The 24,580-nt window shown below is 67.1% G+C and carries 24 protein-coding genes and 1 tRNA gene; 15 read left to right on the top strand and 10 right to left on the bottom strand.

Going from position 1 to position 24,580, the window contains the following annotated elements:
• The first annotated feature begins 44 nt into the window (after positions 1-44).
• Positions 45-1,544 (top strand): L-piperidine-6-carboxylate dehydrogenase, encoded by a 1,500-nt coding sequence (gene amaB / locus AC07U1_RS00855; protein WP_495178597.1) that lies wholly within the window; start codon positions 45-47, stop codon positions 1,542-1,544.
• Between the two features lie 10 nt (positions 1,545-1,554).
• Here the strand turns inward: amaB and AC07U1_RS00850 are convergent, their stop codons facing one another.
• The 4 genes from AC07U1_RS00850 to fsa all read right to left on the bottom strand — a co-directional run bounded on the left by AC07U1_RS00850 (position 1,555) and on the right by fsa (position 5,625).
• Positions 1,555-2,433 carry a YwqG family protein gene (locus tag AC07U1_RS00850; RefSeq protein WP_492736318.1) on the bottom strand — a complete coding sequence of 293 codons (879 nt, stop codon included), beginning with the start codon at positions 2,431-2,433 and terminating at the stop codon, positions 1,555-1,557.
• Between the two features lie 83 nt (positions 2,434-2,516).
• Entirely contained in the window at positions 2,517-4,019 is a 1,503-nt protein-coding gene (locus AC07U1_RS00845) for an acetyl-CoA acetyltransferase (protein WP_495178596.1), read from the bottom strand.
• 1 nt (position 4,020) lies between these two features.
• Positions 4,021-4,824 carry an enoyl-CoA hydratase-related protein gene (locus AC07U1_RS00840; protein WP_056343400.1) on the bottom strand — a complete coding sequence of 268 codons (804 nt, stop codon included), beginning with the start codon at positions 4,822-4,824 and terminating at the stop codon, positions 4,021-4,023.
• A 150-nt stretch (positions 4,825-4,974) separates the two neighbouring features.
• Positions 4,975-5,625 carry a fructose-6-phosphate aldolase gene (gene fsa, locus AC07U1_RS00835; RefSeq protein WP_056343398.1) on the bottom strand — a complete coding sequence of 217 codons (651 nt, stop codon included), beginning with the start codon at positions 5,623-5,625 and terminating at the stop codon, positions 4,975-4,977.
• Between the two features lie 220 nt (positions 5,626-5,845).
• Between fsa and radA the strand changes: the two genes are divergently transcribed.
• From radA to AC07U1_RS00815, 4 genes are read left to right on the top strand one after another with little or no spacing between them, the layout of a single operon-like run.
• Positions 5,846-7,207 carry a DNA repair protein RadA gene (gene radA / locus AC07U1_RS00830; RefSeq protein ID WP_495178595.1) on the top strand — a complete coding sequence of 454 codons (1,362 nt, stop codon included), beginning with the start codon at positions 5,846-5,848 and terminating at the stop codon, positions 7,205-7,207.
• A 10-nt stretch (positions 7,208-7,217) separates the two neighbouring features.
• Positions 7,218-7,787, top strand: coding sequence for a CvpA family protein (locus AC07U1_RS00825; RefSeq protein WP_495178594.1), 570 nt, complete (start codon positions 7,218-7,220; stop codon positions 7,785-7,787).
• On the top strand, positions 7,784-8,212 hold the full coding sequence (locus AC07U1_RS00820) for an iron-sulfur cluster assembly scaffold protein (RefSeq protein WP_056343392.1): 429 nt from the start codon (positions 7,784-7,786) through the stop codon (positions 8,210-8,212). The genes AC07U1_RS00825 and AC07U1_RS00820 overlap by 4 nt, the downstream gene beginning before the upstream one ends.
• Positions 8,209-10,095, top strand: coding sequence for a cation:proton antiporter domain-containing protein (locus AC07U1_RS00815; RefSeq protein ID WP_495178593.1), 1,887 nt, complete (start codon positions 8,209-8,211; stop codon positions 10,093-10,095). The genes AC07U1_RS00820 and AC07U1_RS00815 overlap by 4 nt, the downstream gene beginning before the upstream one ends.
• Here the strand turns inward: AC07U1_RS00815 and aroB are convergent.
• Together aroB and AC07U1_RS00805 are read right to left on the bottom strand one after the other, a co-directional pair.
• Complete coding sequence (gene aroB, locus AC07U1_RS00810) at positions 10,092-11,198, bottom strand: 3-dehydroquinate synthase (RefSeq protein ID WP_056343385.1); 1,107 nt, start codon at positions 11,196-11,198, stop codon at positions 10,092-10,094. The genes AC07U1_RS00815 and aroB overlap by 4 nt on opposite strands.
• On the bottom strand, positions 11,186-11,761 hold the full coding sequence (locus AC07U1_RS00805) for a shikimate kinase (protein WP_082544812.1): 576 nt from the start codon (positions 11,759-11,761) through the stop codon (positions 11,186-11,188). Before AC07U1_RS00805 ends, aroB begins: the two co-directional genes overlap by 13 nt.
• On the opposite strand from AC07U1_RS00805, the gene AC07U1_RS00800 reads away from it, so the two are divergent.
• The 5 genes from AC07U1_RS00800 to AC07U1_RS00780 all read left to right on the top strand — a co-directional run bounded on the left by AC07U1_RS00800 (position 11,734) and on the right by AC07U1_RS00780 (position 17,377).
• A complete protein-coding gene (locus AC07U1_RS00800; protein WP_200937982.1) occupies positions 11,734-12,042 on the top strand; it encodes a hypothetical protein in 309 nt (102 codons plus the stop codon). The genes AC07U1_RS00805 and AC07U1_RS00800 overlap by 28 nt on opposite strands.
• Entirely contained in the window at positions 12,039-13,850 is a 1,812-nt protein-coding gene (locus AC07U1_RS00795; RefSeq protein WP_495178591.1) for a hypothetical protein, read from the top strand. Before AC07U1_RS00800 ends, AC07U1_RS00795 begins: the two co-directional genes overlap by 4 nt.
• A 2-nt stretch (positions 13,851-13,852) precedes the next feature.
• The gene (locus AC07U1_RS00790; protein ID WP_495178590.1) at positions 13,853-14,794 is read left to right on the top strand and encodes a tyrosine recombinase; all 942 of its coding nucleotides are present in this window, start codon (positions 13,853-13,855) and stop codon (positions 14,792-14,794) included.
• A gap of 10 nt (positions 14,795-14,804) precedes the next feature.
• Complete coding sequence (locus AC07U1_RS00785) at positions 14,805-15,752, top strand: acetyl-CoA carboxylase carboxyltransferase subunit alpha (RefSeq protein WP_495178589.1); 948 nt, start codon at positions 14,805-14,807, stop codon at positions 15,750-15,752.
• Positions 15,753-15,886: 134 nt separating this feature from the next.
• On the top strand, positions 15,887-17,377 hold the full coding sequence (locus AC07U1_RS00780) for a M48 family metalloprotease (RefSeq protein ID WP_187142032.1): 1,491 nt from the start codon (positions 15,887-15,889) through the stop codon (positions 17,375-17,377).
• 104 nt (positions 17,378-17,481) lie between these two features.
• On the opposite strand, the gene AC07U1_RS00775 is transcribed toward AC07U1_RS00780, so the two are convergent.
• Positions 17,482-17,646 carry a Flp family type IVb pilin gene (locus AC07U1_RS00775; protein ID WP_056343372.1) on the bottom strand — a complete coding sequence of 55 codons (165 nt, stop codon included), beginning with the start codon at positions 17,644-17,646 and terminating at the stop codon, positions 17,482-17,484.
• 146 nt (positions 17,647-17,792) lie between these two features.
• Entirely contained in the window at positions 17,793-17,966 is a 174-nt protein-coding gene (locus AC07U1_RS00770) for a Flp family type IVb pilin (RefSeq protein WP_492736334.1), read from the bottom strand.
• A 256-nt stretch (positions 17,967-18,222) separates the two neighbouring features.
• Here AC07U1_RS00770 and AC07U1_RS00765 point away from each other — a divergent pair, with 256 nt between their 5' ends.
• Positions 18,223-18,606: a (deoxy)nucleoside triphosphate pyrophosphohydrolase gene (locus tag AC07U1_RS00765; protein WP_495178588.1), complete on the top strand. Its 384-nt coding sequence runs from the start codon at positions 18,223-18,225 to the stop codon at positions 18,604-18,606.
• A 4-nt stretch (positions 18,607-18,610) separates the two neighbouring features.
• On the opposite strand, the gene AC07U1_RS00760 is transcribed toward AC07U1_RS00765, so the two are convergent.
• Entirely contained in the window at positions 18,611-19,462 is an 852-nt protein-coding gene (locus tag AC07U1_RS00760; protein WP_495178587.1) for a methyltransferase domain-containing protein, read from the bottom strand.
• A gap of 362 nt (positions 19,463-19,824) precedes the next feature.
• Here AC07U1_RS00760 and AC07U1_RS00755 point away from each other — a divergent pair, with 362 nt between their 5' ends.
• From AC07U1_RS00755 to AC07U1_RS00740, 4 genes are all read left to right on the top strand, one after another.
• Complete coding sequence (locus tag AC07U1_RS00755) at positions 19,825-20,637, top strand: double zinc ribbon domain-containing protein (protein WP_495197728.1); 813 nt, start codon at positions 19,825-19,827, stop codon at positions 20,635-20,637.
• Between the two features lie 4 nt (positions 20,638-20,641).
• On the top strand, positions 20,642-20,902 hold the full coding sequence (grxC, locus tag AC07U1_RS00750; protein WP_056343365.1) for a glutaredoxin 3: 261 nt from the start codon (positions 20,642-20,644) through the stop codon (positions 20,900-20,902).
• Between the two features lie 3 nt (positions 20,903-20,905).
• Complete coding sequence (locus tag AC07U1_RS00745) at positions 20,906-21,385, top strand: DUF1178 family protein (RefSeq protein ID WP_492736342.1); 480 nt, start codon at positions 20,906-20,908, stop codon at positions 21,383-21,385.
• A 49-nt stretch (positions 21,386-21,434) separates the two neighbouring features.
• Positions 21,435-21,511: transfer RNA gene (locus AC07U1_RS00740), tRNA-Arg, on the top strand.
• A gap of 226 nt (positions 21,512-21,737) precedes the next feature.
• On the opposite strand, the gene AC07U1_RS00735 is transcribed toward AC07U1_RS00740, so the two are convergent.
• Positions 21,738-24,482: a TonB-dependent receptor domain-containing protein gene (locus AC07U1_RS00735; protein WP_495197619.1), complete on the bottom strand. Its 2,745-nt coding sequence runs from the start codon at positions 24,480-24,482 to the stop codon at positions 21,738-21,740.
• Positions 24,483-24,580 lie beyond the last annotated feature (98 nt).

Raw genomic sequence — 24,580 nt, 5'->3', positions numbered from 1 at the left:
AGGGGATTAGAGGCGGCACGAGATCGCAATGGAAAGGACTATCGATGACCGGGATCGGCGAAGAGGTCGGGCGGCTGCTCGACGGGCTGGGCGTAGACCGGGCGTTGTGGACCGACGGATCGATGCCGTCGGTGACGCCGCTGACCGGCGAGCCGGTCGCGATGCTGCGCGTCGCCGACGCGGCGGTGATCGACGAGACGCTGGACAAGGCGGTTGGTGCCTTTCGCGCGTGGCGCAACGTTCCGGCACCGCGGCGCGGCGAACTGGTACGGCTGTGGGGCGAGGAATTGCGCGCGGCCAAGGACGATCTGGCGAAGCTGGTGACGATCGAGGCGGGCAAGATTCCGTCCGAGGGCGCGGGCGAAGTGCAGGAGATGATCGACATCTGCGACTTCGCGGTCGGGCTGTCGCGCCAGCTTTACGGCCTGACCATCGCGACCGAGCGGCCAGGGCACCGGATGATGGAGGTGTGGCATCCGCTGGGCGTTGTCGGGGTGATTTCGGCGTTCAACTTTCCGGTCGCGGTGTGGACGTGGAATGCGGCGCTGGCGCTGGTGTGCGGCAACAGCGTGGTGTGGAAACCGTCGGAAAAGACGCCGCTGACCGCGCTCGCCACGCAGGCGATTTTCGCGCGCGCGGTCGCGCGGTTCGGCGACGCGCCGGAGGGCCTGTCGCAACTGCTGATCGGCGGGCGCGAGGCGGGCGAGGCATTGGTCGACGACAGGCGCGTGGCCTTGCTGTCGGCGACGGGGTCGACGCGCATGGGCCGCGCGGTCGCGCCGCGATTGGCCGAACGCTTCGCGCGCGCGATCCTCGAGCTTGGCGGCAACAATGGCGTGATTGTCGCGCCGTCGGCCGACCTCGACCTCGCGCTGCGCGGGGTGGCGTTCGGCGCGATGGGGACCGCGGGGCAGCGCTGCACGACGACGCGGCGATTGTTCCTGCACGACAGCATCTACGACGGTTTCGTCGCCAAGCTGAAGGCGGCCTATGCGAGCGTCGGGGTTGGCAATCCGCTGGCGGGCGAGGTGCTGGTCGGGCCGCTGATCGACCGCGCAGCGTATGAGATGATGCAGGAGGCGCTGGCGGCGGCCAAGGCAGCGGGCGGCGTTGTGCAGGGCGGGGAGCGCGTCGGCGAAGGCGCGAGCTTCTATGTGCGGCCCGCGCTGGTCGAGATGCCGGGGCAGGTCGGACCGGTGCTCGAAGAGACCTTCGCGCCGATCCTTTATGTCATGCGCTATGACGACCTCGATGCGGTGATCGACGAACATAATGCGGTCGCTGCCGGCCTGTCGTCGGCGATCTTCACCACCGACATGCGCGAGGCCGAACGCTTCCTGGTCGCCAGCGACTGCGGGATCGCCAACGTCAACCTCGGCACCAGCGGCGCCGAGATCGGCGGGGCGTTCGGCGGCGAGAAGGAGACCGGCGGCGGGCGCGAGAGCGGGGCGGACAGCTGGCGCCAATATATGCGGCGCGCGACGAACACGGTGAATTATTCGGACGCGCTACCGCTGGCGCAAGGGGTGTCGTTCGACATTTAGGCCGCTGTGCTCAGTAGCAGTCCCATTGGTAGAAGATCTTGCTGAAGTCGCGCTTGAGCAGGTCTTCGCGGCGGATCATGAATTGGCCCTGCCCGGAGTCGCCCCACATGATGTGGTCGTCGCTCCACAGGTTGAGGAGGACGCGGTCGACGTCCTGATAGCGCTTGTCCGCGCGCCAGTCGGACTGGGTAAAGCCGGGGTGGCCGCCGACATGGTGGCCCTGGGTCGCCAGTTCGATCTGCTTGTCGGCGAAGGCATAGATGCGGTCGCTCTTGGCGCGGTCGTTGAGCAGCGTGGCGAGGTCGCGTTCGGCGAGCCAGGATTCGACCGAGGGGACCTGATCGGTCCGTTTCGGCTTCAGCGCGATGCCTCGCGCGACGGTGGCGTCGTAGAGCGGGGAATAATCGTCGATCCCGCGGTCGCCCGCTGGCCGCCCGCTGTGCAACTGGCCGGGGCCACCCAGCTTTTCGCGCCAGATGACACGAAACTTGCCGGCCTCGGGCTTCTCGAAATTCGCGCCATACAGGTCGTCGCGGGCGAGGAAGAATTGCAGCACGCCGCTGGTCGGATAGTCGGGCAGCGGCGGCAGTTCGGCAAAATCGACCTGCGCCAGGAAGGACATCGGTCGTCCTTCGGGGTCGGCGGGCCACGCTTCGCCGGCCGCCAGCCAGACCGGGCCGCCGATGCGTGTGCCCCCCGCCGTGGCGGGGGCCGGACCCGCCGGCTCGAGTTCGATCGCGGGGAGGCTGTGTTTTGCCTGCCAGGCGGCAAATTCGGACACCGCCGGATCGCGTAGCAATTCCTGCATCGTCGGCTCGGCGGGTATCGCCGGTGTGCAGCCGAACATCGTCGCGGCTGCGAGGGCCGCAGGGAGCAGGAGCCTTTTCATGTGGTGGAGCCTATCGGCTTAGCCGATCGTGCGCGAGTGAATTTGGGACGATGTTCCCCTCCCGCTTGCGGGAGGGGAGAGGCTTATGCGCGCCAGCCGAAGCGATCCTCGCCCAGCGCCACGACCGCGCCCGCCGTGCCGACCGGCTCGGCCTTGCCGTCGGTCAGGAACGCCAGCATCGCGGCATCGCTGACATCGACATGCGCCAGCGTGCGCTGGCCATCGGGCGTGCGCGCCACCACCACGCCGGCTTTCGGCGCGCCGTCGCGGCCATAGAAGACGGTGTGGCTTTCGATCGTCGCCGGCCCCGCATAGTCCTTGACCAGTTCGGGGACGGGGCCGCGCTTTTCCTCGGCTTCGGCCTGATAGTCGAAATCCTGCGGGAAGCTGGCGGCGGCGATCGGTTCGCTGCCGAGGACGATGCAATGATTGTCGGTCGCGAAGCCGCCATTGGCGAACAGGAAGCCGTAGCGGCCCTCCTTGCGCAGCTTTTCGACCATCGAGACCACCGCGTGGCTCATGTAATTGGCGATCGGGCCGCCGCCGAAGGTCAGGCCGCCGAAAACGGTCGCGGGCTTGTCGACCGACCAGCCGAGCGTACGCCGCGCCATCTTGGGCACGCAGGGGAAGCAGCTGTAGAGTTCGACGCAATCGAAATCCTCGACGGTCATGCTGTTGAGCGCGAGCGTGCGGTTGATGCTCGTTTCCATGCTGACGCTGCCGTCGTAGCGGTCGCGGTGGAGGATGTTGGCGGGTTCTTTCGCCGCCGCGCCCATGCCCACGTAAATGAGCCGGTCCTCGGCGATGCCGCGGCGCCGCGCTTCGGCGAGGCTGGTCACGAGGAAGCCCGCACCCTGATTCACCGACGAATTGGCGACCATCAGCTTCGAGTAAGGAAAGGCGATCGGGCGGTTGCGTTCGTCGACGGTCAGGATGTCGGCCGGCGTCGCGGGCTTGCGGATCCACGCGCCATCGTTGGCGGCGGCGACTTCGGAAAAACGCGACCAGATCGCGGCGCTTTCGTCCTGTGCCTCGGTCAGCGTCTGGCCCCAGGCGGCGCGGGTGGCGTTTTCGTAGAGCGGATAGACATCGACCGGGGCCGAGAGCCCGTGCAATTGCGAATAATTGGGTTCGCGACGGGTCGCGACCTGGCGGATCGCGTTATAGCTTTTGTCTTCGCCTTTCGCGGCCTTGGCGGCGCGGCCGGCGGCGGTGCGCAGCGCTTCTGCACCGACGATCGCGGCGAGTTTGATCTCGCCGGCGCCGATGCGGTTCGCGGCCTCGTTGAGCAGGCGGATCGGGGTGTCGCCGTGCGGCGCCGCCGACTGGTAGTTGATCGCAGGGGTCGCACCGATCGCGGCGGCGAGCGGTTCGGGAAGCTTGCCGAGGCTGTGGAAGCTGATCTGGTCGACGATCGCGAGGCTGTCGATTTCGGTCAGCGACACGCCCGCGTCTTCGGCGGCGACCTTCAGCGCCGCGACCATCAGGCCAAGCGAATCGAGGCCCTGGTCGGGATCGGCGGGGCGGTCGTTGACCTGCCCGACGCCGATGATGACGGGGATAAGTTCGGGATCGGTCATTGTCATCCTAGCGTGCCTTCCACTCGGGCTTGCGCTTCTGCGCGAAGGCGAGCGGGCCTTCGCGCGCGTCCTCGCTGCGCATCAGCCGGTTGCGTTCGAGGGTGTTCGCCTCCCACGCCGCCGCGTCTGACGCGATACGGCCTTCGTGGATGCCGAGCGCGACGCGTTTCGACACCTGCACCGACAGCGGCGCGTTGGCGGCGATCTTTTCGGCGAGCGCGATGGCGGTCGGCATCAGGTCGGCGAGCGGGACAACCCGATTGGCGAAGCCATAGCGATGCGCGGCCTGTGCATCGAAGGGGTCACCGGTGAGCAGATGCTCCATCGCGAGCTTTTGCGGCAGCTGGCGCGCGATGCGAAAGGCGCCGCCGGCGGCGGCGAACAGCCCGACCTTGACCTCGGGCAGGCCGAATTGGGCGGTTTCCGCAGCGACGACGATGTCGCTCATCAGCGCGATCTCGCAGCCGCCGCCAAAAGCGAAGCCGTTGACCGCCGCGATGATCGGTTTCGAGATCGGGTGCGCGACCATGCCCGCGAAGCCCCACGCCTGCTGCGCCTCATCGTCGGGTGCGAGCTTGCCGCCGCGCGACAGTGCGACAAGGTCGGCGCCGGCGCAGAAGCTCTTGTCGCCCGCGCCGGTGATCACGACGACGCGGATCTCGGGGTCGTTCTCGGCCTCTTCGAGCGCGGTGCCTATGCCGACATGGACGTCGGCATTGACCGCGTTGCGCGCCTCGGGCCGGTTGATCGTGATGATCAGGATATGGCCCTGACGCTGCGTCAGAACGGCGGGGGCGGCGGTGTCGGTCATCGAATCTCTCCCTTTGTCGTAGGGGAGTATCGGCGTGAGTTGACGTTTACGTCAACTGGAAAGGCATATCGTCGCCCCCGCGAAGGCGGGGGCCGCCATCGGTGTCGCGCAAGGTGGCCAGCGGCCCCCGCCTTCGCGGGGGCGACGGTTTCAGATCGACTGCCCGGTCTTCGCCCAGTCGGCGAGGAAGCCTTCGATGCCCTTTTCGGTCAGGATATGCTTGAACAGTCCCTTGATGACCGATGGCGGCGCGGTCATCACGTCGGCGCCGATCTTGGCGGCTTCGAGGACGTGGATGCCGTGGCGGACGCTGGCGACGAGGATTTCGGTCTCATAGCCGTAATTGTCGTAGATCAGCCGGATGTCCGAAATCAGCTGCATGCCGTCGAAGCCGTTGTCGTCGTGGCGGCCGACGAAGGGCGAGACGAAGGTCGCGCCGGCCTTGGCCGCGAGCAGCGCCTGTGCCGCCGAGAAGCAGAGGGTGACATTGACCATCGTGCCGTCGCCGGTCAGCGCCTTGCACGTCTTGAGGCCGTCGATGGTCAGCGGCACCTTGATGCAGACGTTGGAGGCGATCTTGCGGAGGATTTCGGCCTCTTTCATCATCGTTTCATGGTCGAGCGCGACGACCTCGGCCGACACGGGGCCGGTGGTGAGGGCGCAAATCTCGCGCGTCACTTCCTTGAAGTCGCGGCCCGACTTGGCGATCAGCGAGGGGTTGGTGGTGACCCCGTCGAGCAGGCCGGTCGCGGCGAGTTCCTGGATGTCGGCGATTTCGGCGGTGTCGGCGAAGAATTTCATGGTGCGGGGGATCCTTGTGCGGGGCGATTCGGTGGTTGGTTATCGCCCTAGAGCAGTGCGCGAGAAAACTGAACCGTCACCCGCTGTTCGTCATTGCGAGCGAAGCGAAGCAATCCAGAGCGGCCTTGCACAGCCCTGGATTGCCGCGTCGCTTCGCTCCTCGCAATGACGGGGGAGGAAAGGGCTAGCGTTCCGCGTTTGTTCCGATTATGCGAGCCCCATGGCCAAAGCGAAACGCCAATATGTCTGTCAGAATTGCGGCTCCGCCACCTATCGCTGGCAGGGGCAGTGCGCCGATTGCGGCGAGTGGAACACGCTGGTCGAGGAGGCTGGCGAAACCGCCTTTTCGGCGAAGCACGACCTCAGCAAAGGCGGACGGACGATCGCGCTCGAAGCGCTCGACGCGCACAGCATCATGCCCGAGCGGATGCTGTGCGGCATCGCCGAGTTCGACCGCGCGCTCGGCGGCGGCTTCGTCGCGGGGTCGGCCACGCTGATCGGCGGCGATCCGGGGATCGGCAAGTCGACGCTGTTGTTACAGGCGGCGGGGCGGCTGGCGCTGGCGGGCAAGACGGTCGTCTATATCAGCGGCGAGGAAGCCGCGGCGCAGGTGCGGCTGCGCGCGCAGCGGCTGGGGCTCGGCAAGGCGCCGGTGCAGCTGGCGAGCGCGACCTCGGTGCGCGATATCCTCGCGACGCTGGGCGGGAGCGATCCCGATTTCATCGTCATCGATTCGATCCAGACGATGCACAGCGACCTGATCGAAGGCGCGCCGGGCACGGTGAGCCAGGTCCGCGCCTCGGCGCAGGAGCTGATCCGCTATGCCAAGGACAGCGGCGCGGCGCTGGTGCTCGTCGGCCATGTCACCAAGGACGGGACGATCGCGGGGCCCCGCGTGCTCGAACATATGGTCGACACGGTGCTGGCGTTCGAGGGCGAGCGCAGCCACCAATATCGCATCCTGCGCGCGGTCAAGAACCGTTTCGGCGGCACGGACGAGATCGGGGTGTTCGCGATGGGCGAGGGCGGGCTGGGCGAGGTCGCCAACCCGTCGAGCCTGTTCCTGACCGACCGCAGCCGCGACGTGCCGGGGTCGGTGGTGTTCCCCGCGCTCGAAGGCACAAGGCCGGTTCTGGTCGAGGTGCAGGCGCTGACCGTGCGGCTGGCGAGCGGCGCGACGCCGCGCCGCGCGGTGGTCGGCTGGGACAGCGGACGGCTCGCGATGGTGCTCGCGGTGCTGGAGGCGCGCTGCGGGCTGCAGCTTGGCGGGGCGGAGGTCTATCTGAACATCGCGGGCGGTTATCGGCTCACCGATCCCGCCGCCGATCTCGCGGTCGCGGCGGCGCTGATCTCGGCGTTCAGCGAGCGGCCGGTGCCCGCCGATGCGATCGTGTTCGGCGAATTGTCGCTGTCGGGCGAGGTGCGCCCGGTGTCGCACGACGGGCTGCGGTTGCGCGACGCGGCGAAGCTCGGTTTCTCGACCGGCTGGGGTCCCAAGGGGATGAAGGGCGTCGGCGGGATTTCGGTCACCGGTTTCGGCCGATTGGGCGAACTCGTTGACCTGATGCTCGGGCGCGACTAGCGACCGGCAAATGGGAAGTCTGACGGCTCTGGATATCGTCGTGCTCGTGCTGGTCGGCGGCGGCGCGGTGCTCGGTTTTACGCGCGGCCTGGTGCAGGAGGTGACGACCCTCCTCGCCTGGGTGCTGGCGATCGTCGCGGTGCGCCTGTTTCACGGCATGGTGACCGGCCTCGTCAGCGGCTGGGTCGGGACCGAGGGCGGCGCGGCGGTGCTGGCCTTCGTGCTCGTTTTCGGCGGGGTGTTCGCGCTCGCCAAATGGGGATCGCGCGCGATGGGCAAGCGCAGCCGCGCCTCGCTCGTCGGCGGGTTCGACCGCGGGCTGGGCGCGGGCTTCGGTGCCGTGAAGGGGCTGCTGATCGCTTCGATCGGCTTCCTGCTCGTCACGCTGCTGTATGACATCGGCTATGGCAATGCGCAGCGTCCGGCGTGGATGACCGACAGCCGTACCTATCCGGCGCTGAGCGCGACGAGCGCGGCGATGAGCAAGGTCATCGCCGAGCGCCGCGCCGCGGCGCGCGAGGCCGAGGCAAACGGCAGCGCCAAGGACAACAAGGACGCGTCCGCCGCGGGCGCGAAATGAGCGCGCCGCTCTATAACCGCGACATTTTGTCGCTCGCGGTCGCGACCGCCGAATATCTGCCGCTGCCCGATGCGCGCCATCACGCCTCGCTGCGCGCGCCGCTCTGCGGCAGCCGGATCATCCTCGATCTCGATACCGACGGCGATGGCCGCGTGACCGCCGTGGGCCTGCATGTCGAGGCCTGCGCGCTCGGACAGGCGTCGGCGGCACTGCTCGCGCGCCATGCGAAGGGGCGAAGCCTCGACGATATCCGCGCCGCGCGCACAGCCATAGCGGGCTGGTTTGGCGGCACCGGCGACCAGCCCGACTGGCCCGGCTTCGATCTGCTGGCGCCGGCGAAGGATTATCCCGCGCGGCACGGCGCCATCCTGCTGCCCTTCGATGCGGCGATCGCGGCCTATGAGGCGGAGACCGCGGGCGCATGAGCCTGTTGCTGCTCGCGACCGCCGCGTCGGACATCGCGGCCGGCAATGGTATCGCGACCGACACGATGTTGTTCGAAGGGGCGATCCTGCTCGGCGTCGCGACCCTGTTCGTCATGATTTTTCGCCGCCTCGGCCTCGGCGCGGTGCTCGGCTATCTGATCGCGGGCGCGCTCGTTGGCCCGCATGGGCTGGGGCTGGTCGGTGGCGGCGAATCGAAACTCGCCTTCGCCGAGATCGGCATCGCCTTCCTGCTGTTCCTCGTCGGGCTCGAACTTCACCCGCGCCGCCTGTGGGAACTGCGCCGCGCGATCTTTGGGCTGGGCATGGCGCAGGTCGTGGTGAGCGGGCTGATCCTCACCGCGCTGATCCTCGCGACGCTGGGGTTCAGCTGGCAGGCGGCGCTGGCGCTCGGCCTGCCGCTGGCGCTGTCGTCGACCGCGCAGGTGCTGCCCAGCCTCAAATCTTCGGGTACGATCAATTCGCCCTTCGGCGAAAAGGCCTTTTCGATCCTGTTGTTCCAGGATCTCGCGATCGTGCCGATGATCACCATCGTCGCCGCGCTGTCGCGCGCGCCCGCCGACCCGTCGGCGCCGCCGGGGTGGCAGATGGGGCTTTATACGGTCGGCGCGATCGCCGCGCTGGTTCTGGTCGGACGCTTCATCGTCAACCCGTTGCTGCGCCTCGTCGGGCGCTATGGCGAGCGCGAGCTGTTCGTCGTCGTCGGGCTGCTGGTGGTGCTGGCGAGCGCGGCCTTCATGCACAGCCTGCATCTGTCGACCGCGCTCGGGGCCTTCATCGCGGGTGTGATGCTCGCCGACTCGCCGTACCGGCACGAGATCGAGGCCGATGTCGAGCCCTTCCGCCTCGTCCTGCTCGGCCTGTTTTTCCTTGCGGTGGGCATGGTGCTCGACGTCGGCGCGGTGATGGAGCGGCCCTGGCTCGTCCTCGGCCTCGCGGCGGGGCTGGTCGCGGTCAAGGTCGGCGTTCTCACCGGGATCGCGCGCGTGTACGGCATGTCGTGGAAGGCCGCGCTCGGCCTCGGTCTGCTGCTCAGCCAGGGCGGCGAGTTCGGTTTCCTGCTCTTCACCCAAGCGTCGGACGCGCTGCTGATCGCCCCCGAGGCAGCGAGCCTGTTCAGCGCGGTGGTGACGCTGTCGATGGTGTCGACGCCCTTCCTGATGCTGTTCGCGCGCAACCTGGAATTCGCGCCTGACCGCGATGGCCAGGAGCTCGCCGGTCCCGAGGATGCGCCTCGCGGATCGGCGCTGGTGATCGGTTATGGGCGGTTTGGACAGATCGTTTCGCAGATGCTGCATGCGGTCGATTGTTCGGTGACGCTGATCGACAAGAAGCCGAGCCAGATCGAGCTGTCGGAACGGTTCGACACCAAGGTCTATTTCGGCGACGGGCTGCGGCTCGACCTGCTGCGCCGCGCGGGGGCCGATGACGTCAAGCTGATTGTCTATTGCATCGACGATCGCAGCGTCGATGCCGCCGCGCTGCGCCCGGTGGTCGAGGCCTTCCCCAATGCGAAGGTGCTGATGCGCGTGTTCGACCGCCGCCAGTTGATGGCGATCGACGGGGCGGGAGCGAGCGGCGCGGTGCGCGAGGTGTTCGAAAGCTCGATCGCGCTGGGGTTGATGGCGCTCGAACAGCTCGACATCGACCGGCGCGAGATCGAGGATGTCGAAGCGGCGCTGCGTCACCTCGACGAGGTGCGGCTCGATGCGCAGCTGGTCGATGGCGACCTGTCGGCGGGCATGGACCATCGTTTCCAGCCCGGGGGTAGCCGCGAGGGGACGAGCATCCTCGAGAAACTGCGCGAAACGCGCCGCGCGGCGAAGCTGGCGAAGGAAGAGGCCGAGGGTGAGCCGTTCGCCTAGGCGGCGTCGGCGCCGTCCAGAAACGCCGCGACCTTGTCGAGGCCATAGTCTTCGGTCACGAAGCTTTGGCCGATGCCCCGCGTCAGGATCAGCGGCAGCTTGCCGCCGCGCACCTTCTTGTCGTGCGCCATGTGCGCCGCGAGCGTCGCGCCGTCGCTGTTGACGCCGGCGCTCGCGAGGCTGTGCGGCAGGTCGACGCTGGCGAGATGGTCACGGACGCGGGCGGCGTCCTCCGGCGGGCAGAGGCCGTTCGCGGCCGAAAACTGATGCGCCAGCACCATGCCCGCGGCGACCGCTTCGCCGTGGAGCAGCCGGTCCGAATAGCCGGTCTCGGCCTCGAGCGCGTGGCCGAAGCTGTGGCCGAGGTTGAGCAGCGCGCGGATATCCTGCGTTTCGCGCTCGTCGGCGGCGACGATGCGCGCCTTGGCCGATACGCTGTGCGCAATCGCCTTGTGCCGGGCGGCGCTGTCGCCCGCGAGCAACGCGGCGCCGTTCGCCTCGCACCAGGCGAAGAAGGTGGGATCGTCGATCAGGCCATATTTGACGACTTCGGCATAGCCCGCGCCGAGTTCGCGGCGCGGCAGCGTTGCGAGCGTCGTCGGATCGATCAGGACGAGCGCGGGCTGGTGGAAGGCGCCGATGAGATTCTTGCCCGCCGCGACGTTGATCGCGGTCTTGCCGCCGACGCTGCTGTCGACCTGCGCCAGCAGCGTGGTCGGCACCTGTACGAAGGCACAGCCGCGTTTGACGATGCTGCACGCGAAACCGACGAGGTCGCCGATCACCCCGCCGCCGAGCGCGATGACATGGTCGCTGCGTTCCACGCCCTCGCCGATCAGCCATTCGGTGAGGCGGCCGAGGCCGGCCCAGCTCTTGCTGCCCTCGCCCGCCGGCAGGACCAGCGAGGAGAAGGAAATGCCTTCGGCGCCGAGCGAGGCGCCGACTGACGTCAGATAGTGCTGCGCGACATGGTCGTCGGTGACGATCATCGTGCGCGGGCGCTTGAGCAGCGGCGCGACATGAGTGCCGATGTCGCGGATCAGGCCGTCGCCGATCAGGATCGGATAGCTGCGGCTGCCGAGTTCGACGGTCAGGCGTTCCATTGCGAAAGGGCCTCCAAAATCGCGCGCACCGTATGGTCGTGCGGGCTCGACGCCGAGCTGACGCGGATATGCGCCTCGGCATAGATCGGGTTACGGACGACGGCGAGTTCGCGCAGCACCTCGCCCGGATCGCGATTCTTGAGCAGCGGGCGGTGGCTGCGGCGCCCGACGCGTTCGACGAGGGTCGGAATGTCGGCGTCGAGCCAGATCGACAGGCTGGCCTGCTTGATCAGCGCGCGCGTTTCTTCGTTCATGAAGGCGCCGCCGCCGGTCGCGAGGACGAGCGGCTTGCCGGTCAGCAGGCGCGCGATGACGCGGCGCTCGCCGTCGCGGAATTGCGCCTCACCGAAGCGCGCGAAAATCTCGCTGATCGTCATGCCCGCCGCGCGCTCTATCTCGTCGTCGGCGTCGGCGAAGCGCATCCCGAGCCGTGAGGCGAGACGGCGGCCGATCGTCGACTTGCCCGATCCCATCAGCCCGACGAGAACGATCGGCCGCTCGCGGATCGCCGCGGACAGGGCCCCCGAGGAAATCGGTGCCGGGCTTTTCGGGTTTCGCGTCATGCTGGGCGCGGCTATACCGGCTGGACCGCGCGGGACAATGGTTTTGCTGCGCCGCGCAAAACGGGCTTCTGGTCGGCAAAGGATGGCATTGGATATTGCGCAGGCGGGGCAGATCGGGGAAAGGCCGCTGGGTCGGTCGATTGGTCGTGTTCTTGTTGGTGCTGCTGGTTTTCTGGCTGCTGCTGATTTTCCTGGGCCGGCCGATCGAACCGCGAATGATTGAGGTGGATGTGACCGACAAGATTGCCGACAGCGCGACGCCCGAAAGCCGCCCGCAATGAAGACGCGGCTGGTATCGCTGACGCTGGGCCTGTCGGGCGCCGCTCTCGCCGCCGCGCTGGTCCTGCCCGCGCTCGCGCAGGAATCGCTGCTGCCCGAAGGTTTCGGCAATCCGGCCCCGACGCCGAGCCCGTCGCCGACCCCCGCGCCGACCGCGACACCGACCCCTTCGTCGACGCCGAAGGCCGGGCCGGTCGCCCCGACCGTCACCGCGACGCTCCCCGGCACCGCCACGACCGCAACTGCGACCGACGACGAGGAGGTCGAGGACGGCGAAGAGGTCGAACCCGGCACGCTGAAATACGACCTGCCGCCCGGTGCGCGGCGCCTGCTTACCCGCATCGGCCCGCTGACGCCGGAAACCGGCGGCCTTGGCCCCGATGCATTCGGCGTGCGCGGCCAATATGCCGCCGCGATCATGCGTTCGACGCGCGGGCCGCTGGCGTCGCGCTGGGGCGCGATCCTGCTGCGGCGTTCGCTCGCCTCCGCCATCGACACCCCCGACACGATCAACGGCGCCGACCTCGCCGCCGACCGTGCTGCCTTGTTGCTGCGCATGGGCGAGGCGAATATCGCGCGCACGATCGTCCAGTCGGTCGATTACGACCGCGCGAGTCCGCGGCTCGTCGCGACGGCGCAGCAGGTTTTCCTCGCCAACGCGGATCCTGCGGGCATGTGCCCCTATGTCCCCGCCGGCCTCGCGCATGGCGACGAACAGGCGTGGCGGCTCGCCGCCGGCATCTGCGCCGGCCTGTCGGGCGAGGCGGGTCCCGCCGGCTGGGCGATGAGCCGCGTGCGATCGAGCGGCAAGGTATCGAATTTCGACATTTTGCTCGCCGAACGCGTGCTCGGTGCGAGCGGCGCGGGCGGGCGTTCGATCACGATCCAGTGGGACAAGATCGACAAATTGACGAGCTGGCGCTTCGGCATGGCGACCGCGACCGCGACGCCGATTCCGGCGCCGCTGCGCGGCACCGCCACCCCGGCGATGCGCGCCTGGACCGTGCTCGCGCCGATGAGCGAGATGGCCGACCGCGTCGCCGCCGCGCCCGACGCCGCGGCACGCGGGGTGTTGTCGAGCGAAGCCTATGTCTCGCTGCTCAGCGCCGCGGCGAGCGATGAGGAACCGCCCGAAAGCCTGGCGGCGCAGACCGATCTGTTGCGCAGTGCCTTTGGCGGCGAAACGGCGGCCGATCGCTATGCGGCGATGGAAAGCCTGTGGGGCCGAGGCAGCAATCCGGTCGATCGTTACGCGGCGCAGGTCGCGACCGCTCGCGCCGCCGCGGCGTTGCCGGTCGGCACCGCGGTCGGCAGCGATCCCTGGCAGCTGATCGGGTCGATGCTCGCGGGCGGTTACGACAATCGCGCGATCGATTGGGTGCCGACGGTCAATGTCGGCAGCCGCGCCTGGGGGGTCCTCGCGGTCGGATCGCCACGCGCGCTCAACGGCACGACCGCGAGCGCGGTGTCGAGCTTTTCGGGCGATGACGATAGCGCCGATTATCAGCGCAGCAAGCTGCTGCTCGCGGGGCTGGCCGGTCTCGGGCGCATCGACAGCGGCCAGGCGGCGTCGGCAGCGAGCGATCTCGAGGTGAACCTCGGCAAGCAGACGCGCTGGACGCGCGCGATTTCGGACGCCGCGGCGCGCGGCGAACCGGGCATGGTCGCGCTGCTCGCGGCAGCGGGGATGCAGGGCGACTGGTCGACGATGCCACCCTATCATCTCTATCATATCGTGAAGGCGTTGCGCGAAGTCGGGCTGGCGTCGGAGGCGCGGATGATCGCGGCCGAGGCGCTGGTTCGGGTCTGACCATGCGCGACGGCGACGGCGCGCTGATCGACCGTTTCCTCGAAATGATGGCCGCCGAACGCGGCGCGGCGCGCAACACGCTCGTCGCTTATCGCCGCGATCTGGAGCAGGCGGCAACGATGGCGCCGCACGGGCTGGCGAATGCCGACACCGACGCGCTGCGCACGATCATGGCCGGTTATCAATCACTTGCGGCGAGCAGCGCGGCGCGCAAATTGTCGGCACTGCGGCAATTTTACGCGTTCCTGCGCGACGAGGGCGAGCGGGCCGATGACCCGGCGCAGCCGCTGGCGCGGCCGACGACGCGGCGGCCCCTGCCGCGCATATTGACCTATGACGATGTCGAGCGCCTGTTCGCGCAGGCGGGCGGGGAGGCCGATGGGGCCGCGCCGCCCGCCGCCGCGGTGCGGATGTTGCTGCTGCTCGAACTGCTTTACGGTTCCGGGCTGCGCGCGAGCGAATTGGTGTCGCTGCCGCGGCGGGCGATCACGGGCGAGCGGCTCTATCTGATCGTGCGCGGCAAGGGCGACAAGGAACGGCTGGTCCCGCTGTCGGAGCGTGCGCGGGGGGCGCTCGATCGCTGGCTGCCGTTGCTCGCCGACGGCGCGCCGTGGCTGTTCCCGTCGGGCAAGAGCCATGTTTCGCGGGTGCGCCTGTTCCAGATGCTGCGCGATCTGGCGGCGCGTGCCGGGATCGATCCGACCGCGGTGAGCCCGCATGTGCTGCGCCACGCCTTTGCGACGCACCTGCTGGAGGGCGGCGCCGATCTGCGCGCGCTGCAGCTGATGCTCGGCCACGCCGATATCGCGACGACCGAAATCTACACCCATGTCGACAGTCGTCGCCTCGTCGAACTCGTCAATCGCCGCCATCCGCTCGCGCGCATGGATATCGGGACGGGCGGGGTGGCGGCGAACGTTGACGTTGCGGCGCCATCGTCCTAACCGCGCACAGATGACAGCCTTTCTGGACTTCGAAAAACAGGTCGCGGCGCTTGATCGCCAGATTGCCGAATTGCGCGAAATGGGCGACGATCCGACGCTCAATATCGACGGCGACATCGCGCGGCTCGAGGACAAATCCTCGAAGATGTTGCGTGATATCTATGCGAAGCTGACGCCCTGGCAAAAGACACAGGTCGCACGCCATCCCGACCGCCCGCATTTCAAACATTATGTCGCGGGGCTGTTCGACGACTGGATGCCGCTCGCCGGCGACCGCAATTTCGGCGACGATCAGGCGATCCTTGGCGGGCTCGCACGTTTTCGCGGTCGCCGCGTGATGGTGATCGGGCATGAAAAGGGCGACGATATCCCGTCGCGGATGAAGCATAATTTCGGCATGGCGAAGCCCGAAGGCTATCGCAAGGCGATCCGCCTGATGCAGCTCGCCGACCGCTTCGGGCTGCCGGTGATCACACTCGTCGACACCTCGGGCGCCTTTCCGGGGATCCAGGCCGAGGAACGCGGGCAGGCCGAGGCGATCGCACGCTCGACCCAGCAATGCCTGGCGCTCGGCGTGCCGATGGTCGCGACAGTGGTCGGCGAAGGCGGATCGGGCGGCGCGATCGCGATCGCCGCGGCGAACCGCGTGCTGATGTTCGAACATGCCGTCTATTCGGTGATTTCGCCCGAGGGCTGCGCGTCGATCCTGTGGCGCACCGCCGACAAGGCGGCCGACGCGGCGGCGGCGATGAAAATGACGCCCGAGGACCTGCTCGCGCTCAAGATCATCGACCGCATCGTTCCCGAACCCGTCGGCGGCGCCCATCGTGCGCCCGAAATCGCGATCAAGGCGCTGGGCGACGCGATCGCGCAGGAACTCGACGCGCTGTCGGGCCTGCCGCGCGATGCGATCCTTGCCGCACGCGAGGAGAAATTCCTCGCCATGGGCCGCGGCTAGACGGCTTCTTTCCGGAACCCGATCGCGGGCCCGACGTTTTCCCTGTCAATTGCCTGAGCCGGATGTTCATGGCGCGTCTTTTCGTGCGCGGATATAGGCTTATGGTATCGCGGACAGGACCAAGGGAGATCAACATGACCCGGACAAAATTGGCGATGGCGGCGTTGCTCGCCAGTGCGGTGACGATCGGCGGTATCGCCGATGCGAAGACCAAGACGATCAAGACGGCGACCAGCATCACCGCGAGCGAGCGCAAGCAGGGCAGCGACGCGCACCCCGAACTGGTGCAGGAGTTCGGCGGCACCTACGCCGGACCGCAGGCCGCCTATGTCGGGCGCGTCGGACAGGCTATCGCGGTGCAATCGGGCCTTTCGAACGCGCGTAGCGACTTCACCGTCACCCTGCTCAATTCGCCGGTGAACAACGCCTTCGCGATCCCCGGCGGCTATATCTACGTCACGCGCCAGCTGATGGCGCTGATGAACGACGAGGCCGAACTCGCGGGCGTGCTCGGCCACGAGGTCGGCCATGTCGCGGCCCAGCATAGCAAGAAGCGGCAGTCGGCGGCGACGCGCAATTCGATCCTCGGCGTCCTCGCCGGGGTGCTTGGCGGCGCGATCGGCGACAATGGCGGGTTGCTCGGTGGTCTCGGCGGGCTGCTTCAGAACAATGCCATGAAGGTCGCACAGCTCGCGACCCTGGGATTCTCGCGCAGTCAGGAACTGGAGGCCGACCAACTCGGTGTCCAATATCTGCGCAAGGCGGGCTATGATCCGCTGGCGCTGTCGACCGTGCTCGCCAGCCTCGCCAACCAGACCAACCTCGATGCCCGGCTGTCGGGCGGCGACGCGCGCGCGCTACCCGAATGGGCGAGCACTCACCCCGACCCGGCGTCGCGCGTGCGCAACGCCCAGACGCTCGCTTCGGGTGCGGGAACCGGCGGCGTACGCAACGCCGATGCCTTCCTCGCGTCGGTCGACGGCGTGCTCTATGGCGACGATCCGGCGCAAGGTGTCGTCGAGGGCAATGAATTCCTCCACCCCGACCTGCGGCTGAAATTCGCGGTGCCGAGCGGTTACGGGATGCAGAATGGCGCGGCCGCGGTGTCGGTCAGCGGCACCGGCGGGCAGGCGCAGTTCACGACGGCGGCCTATAACGGCGACATGAATGCCTATGTCGCCGCGGCGTTCAAATCGGTGGCGGGCAACACCGCGCTGACACCCAGCAGCATCCAGCGCACGACGGTGAACGGAATCCCCGCTTACACTTCGACCGCGCGGGCGAACACCCAGTCGGGCCAGGTCGACGTGACGGTCTTTGCCTATGAATTTTCGCGGACCAGCGCGTTTCACTTCGTTGCGCTGACCAAGGCGGGCGGCGGCAGCGTGTTCAATACGATGTACAACAGCGTGCGCCGCCTCAGCACGGCGGAAGCCACCGCGATCAAGCCGCGCCGCATCGATGTGGTGACGGTCGGCCGCGGCGACACCGTCGCGACGCTCGCGCGGCGTATGGCGTACAGCAATTACCAGACCGAGCGGTTTCAGGTGCTCAACCGGCTGACCGCGACAAGCCGTCTGACGCCGGGGCAGAAGGTCAAGATCGTGGTGTATGCGAGCCGCTGAACCGGCGCGGACTTTTCGACCGGACAGCAAAAAGGGCGGTGGATTGCTCCACCGCCCTTTCTATTGGATTGCCGGCCGGCGGACCGGTCGGCGAAATCGCAATATTAGGTCGTGAGCGCGGTGTTCACGTTGTTGAACGTGCCGCTGACGCTCTTGCCGACCGAGGTCATCGCGGTGATGCCGGCGACGGCGATCAGAGCGGCGATCAGGCCGTATTCGATGGCGGTCGCGGCCTTGGTGTCGCGAACGAATTTCTTGAGAAACTTCATGTCTGGTCTCCTGATAAGTCACTTACCCTGTTGACGGTCTGGTCGGGTCAACATTTGCACTTCTACGGCGAATTGGTTTTGAATTTCTTAATGCGCCGCCGGCTCTTGGCCGCTTTCGTCAGTCCCATTTTCGGACAGCCGAAATCTCACATCGCGTTCGTCGACGCGGTCGATACATTGTTCCACATGCTGATGGTCGAATTGCCGACATTGGTGATCGCGGTCATCGCCGCGATAAAGATCAGGGCCAGTATCAGCCCATATTCGACAGCCGTCGCGGCGCTGGTCGACCGCAGCAACTTGGCAATCTTGGTCATCATTCTGCCCCTGCCTTTTTTCCAGGCTCAGCATTCCCGAATCGCCGGACGACCGTCCATGGCCGTGACGTGCGCGCGATGCCGCACTGGTCCGTGCCGCAATCGCGCCATGGGTCCGAGACGATAGAATCGTTCGAACCTCGGCCGTGCAATTCGGGGATTCTGGTCCTAGAGTTCCCGAGGATTCCGGATTTCGCATATCAGGGTTAATAATTTGTCCTCTGTCCCATCAATAAAAGCCGCCGAAAACTGTCTCATTGTGGTCGCCGCGGCGCTGGTTGATCGCGACGGGCGCGTGCTCGTCCAGCAACGTCCCGAAGGCACGGCGATGGCCGGTTTGTGGGAGTTTCCGGGCGGCAAGATCGAACCCGGCGAGACCCCCGAGGCGGCGCTGATCCGCGAACTCGACGAGGAACTGGGGATCGTGGTCGATCATGCCTGCCTCGCCCCCGCCTGTTTCGCGAGCGAGCCGCTGGGCGACCGGCATTTGCTGCTGCTCGTCTATGCGCTGCGCAAATGGCAAGGCGTGCCGGTGGCGCAGCACGCCACGGCGCTGCGCTGGGTGCGGCCGGTCGAGCTTTACGGCCTCGACATGCCGCCCGCCGACCGCCCGCTGATCGGGCTGCTCGAAGCCTTGCTCTAGGACCCTAGTCTTTCGGTTTCAGCGCGTCGGCGAGCGACGCGGTGCCGCTGCCGCGTCGCGCGGGTTTGGGCTGATCGGGATGCGGTGCCCAGCCGCTGAAATGGATCAGTCGGAAATGTTCGGCGACGCGGCCGTCGGGGTCGGCCTGCGCCGCAAAGGCGACCGCGATGTGCGTCGCCTCTTCGCGCGTCAACGGCGGCGGCGCGGGGGATAGCCGGCTCGACAGGCCTGCGGCGCGTAGATCGCGGACGAGCGCGAACCAGTCGCCATAGCGCACGCTCAGCGCGTCGACGTCGACCACCGGCATGGTGAAACCGGTGCGCTGGAGCAGATTGCCCATCGCCGCGAGGTCGATCTGTGGATGCAGGCGGGCGATCGAGCGCACCCCGTCGGTCATCGCCGCGCGCCGTAGTCGCGCCAGGCTGCCGTCGCCGACGAAGGCGCCGAGCAGCAAGCCATCGGGCGCGAGCAGCGCGCGCAACCGGACGAGCGCGCCGGGCACGTCGTTGACGCTGTCGAGTCCGCCGGGCCAGACGATCAGATCGAAACTGGCGAAGGGCAGGTCGATCGCATCGGCCTCTCCCACGATCGCGCCCGTCGCGGCGGCCAGTGCCGGCCCCGCCTCGAATATCGTCAATTCGGTGCCCGTCGCGCGCAGATGGTCGGCGAGCGCGCCGTCATGGGCACCGATCAGCAGGGTTCGCGGGAAGCGGCGCGTCACCATCGACAGGCGGTCTAGCAGTGTTTCGGCGATGATCGGCGCGAGAAAATTGGCCTCGGCGGGCAGGTGCGCCAGGCGATCGCGCTGGGCGCGGTGGCGCGCGGAGGAAAAAAGCGGGGCGGGGGGCTGCGACATGCGGCGCTTGTGCCGCCTCGTGCGATGCTTCACAAGTCGGACATGGCCAGGGGTCAGGATCTGCTAGCTGCGCGATCGAGGTTTGAAGCGATTTTGCTCAGGGCTAGGAGGAAAGGCGCTGGGATATGTCGATATCTCAAGACTTTCCGACGACGCCGCGGGCAAAATCGGTCAAATCCCGAAGGGACGCCGAAATGGCTTCGATCTCGCGCCCGCGCGGCCTTGCGGGTAGCGGTGCTACCCCTGCACCCGCCCGAACGCGATATCTTCGCCATTTCGACGCCTCGAACGTGCAACTAGCAGATCCTGACCCTATCGCGGCGGGGCAGGTCGAGAGCGAAACGCCGGCGCGGGCCGCAAGCCTGCTGCGCGGCCTCCGTCACGCGGGCCGGGCGATCGTCGACTATGCCTTGCCGCCGCGCTGTCCCGCCTGCGGGATCATCGTCGCCGGCGACCGGCAATTCTGCCTGGCCTGCTGGCAATCGCTCGATTTCCTCGATGGTCCCGCCTGCGCCCGCTGTTCGATCCCCCTGCCGCGGGCGCTGGCGGGCGCCGATTTGCAATGCGGCGCCTGTCTCGCGAATCCGCCGCCCTTCGATGGCGCTCCGGCGGCGGTCGCTTATGGCCCCGCGGCGCGCACCGTCGCGCTGCGGCTCAAATATGGCCGGCGGCTCGGTCATGCCCGGCTGATGGCGCGCCTGATGGCGCGGCCGTTGACGACCCTGGCGGACGGGGGAGAGGCTCTGCTCGTGCCGATCCCGCTCCACCGCCGGCGGCTCTGGTCGCGCGGGTTCAACCAGGCGGCGCTCGTCGCCGACGAACTGACGCGGCTGACCGGCGCCCCGCACGATCATCATCTGTTGCTGCGCGCCAGGGCGACCGCGTCGCTGCGCGGCAAGTCCCGGCGCGAGCGCGAGAAGATCGTCGCGGGCGCGTTTGCGCTGGCCCCCGATGCCAAGGCGAGAGCCGCGGGACGTCACCTGATCCTGATCGACGATGTCCATGCCAGCGGGGCGACCTTGCGCGCCGCCGCCAAGGCGCTCCGGCGCAGCGGTGCGGTGCGCGTTTCGGCGCTCAGCTGGGCGCGGGTCGTCCCCGAAGCGCTGATGACCGGCAACATATTTGACTTTGCCACGTTGGATTCCGATATCAGCGATCAGATCATGACAGGATAGCCATATGGCCAAAATCGAAGTCTTTACGAAATTTTTCTGCCCTTACTGCTCGCGCGCGAAGGCGCTGCTCGACCGCAAGGGCGCCGACTATCAGGAAATCGACCTGACGATGGATCGCGCGGGGTTCGAAGCGATGGTCGAACGCGCCGGGGGCAGCCGCACGGTGCCGCAGATTTTCATCGACGGCCGCCATATCGGCGGCAGCGACGACCTCGCCGCGCTCGATGCGAAGGGCGGGCTCGATCCGCTGCTCGGAACGGCCTGACCTTTGATCGTGTTCGATCTTTGCTGCGCCGCCGGCGACCACCGGTTCGAGGCCTGGTTCGCCAGCAGCGATAGCTTTGCCGGTCAGCAGGCGCGCGGGCTGATCGCCTGCCCGATCTGCGGCGACAGCGATGTGCGGAAAGCGGTGATGGCGCCGCGCATCGGGGCGAAGTCGAACCAGCTTGCCGCGCCGTCGGCTCCGGCGCCGACCGAGGCCCAGCACGGCCATGCCGGTGAAATCTCGCCCGAACTCGTCCGCAAGGTGATGGCGGGGATCGCGGCGAAACAGGCCGAGATGCTGCCGCAGTCGCGCTGGGTCGGCCGCGACTTCGCCGACGCGGCGCGCGCGATGCACGAAGGCCGCGCCGCCGAGGACCTGATCCACGGCCAGACCTCGCCCGAGGAAGCTCAGTCGCTACGCGACGACGGCATCGCGGCGATGCCGTTGCTGGTTCCCTTCGTGCCGCCCGATGCGCTGAATTGATCGCGGCCGATTGACGCTTTGCGGGCCACGCCGCTACACGGACGGCGGCGCACCCGTAGCTCAGCAGGATAGAGCATCAGATTCCTAATCTGGGGGCCACAGGTTCGAATCCTGTCGGGTGCACCACTTCGCTCGTCGTCGCGATCATTTTACAGCTTCGACGCGATTTCGGCCGCGGCGGGGCACGCCGACGCGCATCGCGCCGCTGACAGCGGCGATCGTCTCGGTCTCCGCCATGCCGCTCTCGATCGAAACGCCCGGGGTAAAGCCGGGGTGGAGAGCCAAGCAAAAAGCTGGCTCGCCACAACCGGCCCATAACCGCCGCGCTAGCGAAGGATCGGTTCGAAAGCCTTCAGAGTGCCGAACCGCCGAGCTTGTAGGTCAACTGCAGAAACACGCTGCGCCCGACGCTGTCGAACCAGCTGGTGTTGTAATAGGGATAGCTCGACCAGGTCGGGTCTTTCACCGGGTTGGTGTCGAACAGGTTCCGGATCGTCAGCGACCCGCGCATATGATCGGTGAAATCATATTGCAGCGTCGCGTTGAACAAATAGCTCGCCTTCAGGAACGCGTCCTCGTCATAATTGGGCAGCTTGCCGAGACGGGTGCCCGAGAAAGTGAGCTGCAATCCGTCGCTGGCCCAGGTGATGCTGCCGTTCGACTTGTCGCGCGGCAGGTAGAATCCGCTGTCGAACGCCAGCTTGTTCTCGATCGGATCGCCCGGATATTGCTGGAAGCTGTGCTTGAACACATGGCTGTGCGCGAGCGACAGGGTGAAATCGCCGAAGCTGGTGGGCAAGGTGCCGCGGAAGGCGATGTCGATACCGCTGGTCTTTTCGCGCGCAATATTGATCGGGTTGACGCGGATCGATTCGATCTGTCCCGCGAAGCTGCCGCCGGTGAAGCGCGACACGCGCGCGATCGCGTCCTGACAGGTCGGCGAGGCGGGATCGAGTTCGGTGTTGCCATTGGCGTCGGGCCGGCAGGCGGCCTCGTCGCGCGCGATCTGGTCGATGCTGAGGTCGTCGACCTGATTGTCGAGCGAGACGCGGAAATAGTCGACCGACAGGTGCAGGCGGCTCGACGGAGCGAAGACGATACCGGCGGTCAGCGTCTTGCCCGTTTCGGCCTTGAGATCGCGGTTGCCGGTCCGGTTCACGACGACGCCGGTGCCCGAATAGCTGCAGTCGCCGATGTCCTCGTCGGGTTCTTCGATGCCGCAGAGGTAATAATCGTCGACGCCGCTCGACACATTACCCGGTCCGGTGAACACATAATGGAGGTCGGGCGCGCGGAACGCGGTGCCATAGGCGGCGCGGAACAACAGGCTGTCCATCGGCCGCACTTCAAGGCCGCCATTATAGGTGAATTTGCCGACGTTGCGGCCCGCAAAACCGAAGCGATCGTAGCGTCCGGCCCCGGTCACCGTCACAAAATCGAGCACCGGCACGCGCAATTCGCCGCCCAGGGCGGCGTGGCTGCGCTTGCCCTCGCCATCGCTGTCCTTCCAGCTGTAATAATAGTCGGTGAGCGCCAGCGGATCGGGCCGGAGATTATAGCCCTGCTTGCCATATTCGGCGACCATCGCGAAGCCGACCGGACCGGCGGGCAGCTCGAACAGCTCGCCGTTGGTCAGCGTCGCCTGCAAATTGTTGGTCCAGGCGTAAGGGCGATAGACGGTGTCGGCCGAAATGCTTTCATATTCGGCGCGCGTCAGCGGCGTGTAGAGCCGCGCCGGGTCGGCGTTGTAGATCGGATAGCCGCTGTCCTCGTCGAAGCCGACCCGGTCGCCGAGGAACAGCTTCTGCGCCTTGCTGTTGATGATCTGCGGCCAGCGGACGGTCGACTGGTAGCGGCTGTAATTGAACGACAGCTCGTAATTCCATTTATCGGCAACCGTGCCGCGGATGCCCGGCGTGATGCTGTAGGTCGTCTGCTTGATCCGCTGCAGCTCGAACCCGCCGGTTTCTTCCGGCGTGAACTGGCGCGACCAATCCTCGAGCTGGTCGGTGAAGCTGTTGTAGAAATAATTGTCGGCGCTCGAAGACGATTGTTCGAACGCCCAGGCGGTGACGTCGTACATCAGCCGCACCTTGCTGATCCCGAACTGGAAGTCGGTGAACAGCTTGGCATTGTCCGACAGCTCGTAGGACATGGTGCCAAAGCTGTTGAAGCCCTTGCGCCCCGAAATGATCGTCCCATAGGCGATCGATTGCTTGCTGCCGCAGAAATCGCCGTAGCGCGGACGGTTATATTGCTGGATCGTGCCCATGTTGAGTCCCGACAGCGCGGCGCAGGCGCCCGGCGGCGGGGTGATATAGTCGACATTGTCGTCGATGCGCAGGAAGGTACGCCGCGCCAGCGTGTTCACCGGATTGTCGTCGGTGCTGTCCTGGATGCTGCGGTCGAACGCCCATAGCGGACGCTGGTCAAGATATTCGATCCCGCCGGCGATGTTGAACCGATCGGTCGACCAGCCGCCCGTCGCGGTGACGCGGTGCGACATGCCGCCGCCATGCTCGGTGCGTCCGTGGCGATAGTCGAGCGTGATGCCGTCGAGCTTTTCCTTCATCTTGAAGTTGACGACACCGGCGATCGCGTCCGAGCCATAGATCGCCGACCCCGCGCCGCTCAGGATTTCGACCTTGTCGATCAGGCTGACGGGGATGTTCGAAATGTCGGTGAAGTTGCTGCGCCCGATATAGGGCAGCGGGAAATCGGCGATGCGGCGCCCGTTGATCAGCACCAGCGTATGGTTGGGGCCGAGACCGCGCAGGTCGACCTGCTGCGCACCGGGGGTGAAGTCGGCGCTGCTGCCCGATTGCGGGCTCTGCGTTTCGCCACTGTTCTGCGTCATCGCGGCGAGCAATTCGGGGACGCTGGTATAGCCGTTGGCGCGGATCGTATCGGAATCGATCGTCGTGACCGGCGACGGCCCCTGGTCGCGGATCGTGGGAATGCGCGACCCGGTGACGATGATTTCCTCGCTGCCCGCCTCGGCGGAGGCCTCCTGCGCAAAGGCCGGCGCGGACAGCGCCGGCACGCAAACGCCCAACGCCAGCAGAACCCGCATCGGACGCCTCGAGAAATTCGTCATCATACAACCCCTTGTTTGCCCGGCTCGACTCGATGCCTTACGCGCCCCGCGTACCGGATGTTTCGCGCATCCCACCAGAAAACGTCGATAATTTCAAT

This window comes from Sphingopyxis sp. GW821-FHT02C12 (genome assembly GCF_059421785.1).
This window is presented reverse-complemented; position numbering and strand designations above follow the sequence as displayed.